General features: G+C 59.5%; 2 protein-coding genes. Both read right to left on the reverse strand.

Annotated features, from left to right (window positions below; all coding sequences use genetic code 11):
• Positions 1-465: ATP-binding protein (locus E1N52_RS43630; protein WP_165979596.1), on the reverse strand; the 465-nt coding region annotated here is incomplete at its 3' end.
• The gene (gene istA / locus E1N52_RS43635) at positions 462-1,529 is read right to left on the reverse strand and encodes an IS21 family transposase (RefSeq protein ID WP_425468217.1); all 1,068 of its coding nucleotides are present in this window, start codon (positions 1,527-1,529) and stop codon (positions 462-464) included. The genes istA and E1N52_RS43630, both read right to left, overlap by 4 nt.
• Between the last annotated feature and the right edge of the window lie 84 nt (positions 1,530-1,613).

Below are 1,613 nucleotides of genomic sequence, written 5' to 3' on the forward strand. Positions count from 1 at the left end.
TTCCTCCAGCTGGTTACGGCGCAACGCTGTCGTCAATTGCATCAGCAGATCGGCCGCAGTGATGAAGCGAGTGCGAAACCCGGCCTGCGTTGCACGATATCCAAGCGCGACAGCAAGATGGGTTTTACCAACGCCGCTGGGTCCAAGGAGCACGACATTCTCGGCACGCTCCACAAAGGCAAGACTGCCGAGTTCGAGAACCAGTGCTTTCGGTACGCCGAGCGCGAATTCGAAGTCGAATTCATCAAGCGTCTTGATTGCCGGGAAGCCAGCCAGACGCGTCAGCATCCGGCGCATTCGTTCCGCGCGTGCCATGGCTTCATCCTTCAAGGCCTGTTCGAGGAAGTCGAGATAGCCGAGCTCGCGCTTCGCGGCCATCTGGCCGAGGTGTGCAATCTGTGTCGGCAAGTGCAGCAGGTTGAGCTGCTTGCACAACACAGTCAGTCGTTCGAGCTGTGGCGTCATGCGCTTACCTCCTGTGCGCGGCTGAACGCGTCGTAGACCGACAACGGGTGCTGCAACGGTTTGTTCCACTCGGGGCTTGCGTACCGTGATGCTGGTTTCGGCTGCTGATGTGGCGTCGCGCCCGTTCTAACCGATCGTCCCACGTAGGGCGCCGGTAGTGGAAGAAGATGCGGCCGCTCCTCAAGCAACACTTCGGCCGGAACCCGTTTGGTAGTGCCGTGCACACGGACGTTGGCGACGTCGCGCAACCACAGTCTGACGCGCTCATTGCACAGGCCGCAGTCGGCTGTGAGCCCAGCTTGTTTGAGCATTGAAACCAACGGGACCCAGAAGCTGTAGCGCAGATATCCGTTCATACGCTCGACCTTGCCCTTCGTCTTCGCGCGGTATGGCTTGCACACCCGGGGCACAAACCCATGGTGTTTGGCGAAGTCAGCGAACCCCGGATGATATCGGTGCTGCTTCTTGCCATAGGCATCGCGTTTCAGAATCACCGTCTTCATGTTGTCGTACACGATCTCTCTGGTGACGCCGCCAAATGCCTCGAATGCCCGCGCATGACAAGCCAGCAGCGTTTCGATACGCATGTCGGTGACAAACTCCGCGTAGCTGACGCGGCTGTAGCCCAATGTCGCAACGAACGCCGCGAGCATGCCGAGTTTGTGCCCCGGCTTACGAAACTCGATCCAGTCCATCTGCATCTGGTGGCCCGGCTCAGTCTCGAATCTGACCACCGGGTCGGGGCGTGCAGCGGGGCGAAGCTTCTGCAAATACTCCTGCACCCGGCGCAACCCTCCCTTATAGCCGCGTTCCTCGATCTCCCGCTTGAGCACCGTCGCCGGAATCCAGTCTGGCTTCGCCGCTTCCACGCGGCCCTGCAGATACGTCTTGAACGGCGCAAGTTTGCCCGGTACCGGCTGACGGGCCTTGCGTTGCGGCGGACCCGATTTCAGATACTTCCTGACTGTGTTAACTGCCATGCCGGTCTCGACTGCGATGTCCCGGAGGCTGTTTCCCTGGCGACGCAGAATCTCGATTTCCATGTACTCCTCGTAGCTGATCACGGGCCGCCCAAAAGGAGCAACCCTACAACGAGGTGTATCAATTCCTAACTGCGTTGCCGTATCAATTTACAACTGCGCGCGACA

Source organism: Paraburkholderia guartelaensis, from assembly GCF_004353905.1.
In the GTDB taxonomy this organism is placed as follows: Bacteria; Pseudomonadota; Gammaproteobacteria; order Burkholderiales; family Burkholderiaceae; genus Paraburkholderia; species Paraburkholderia guartelaensis.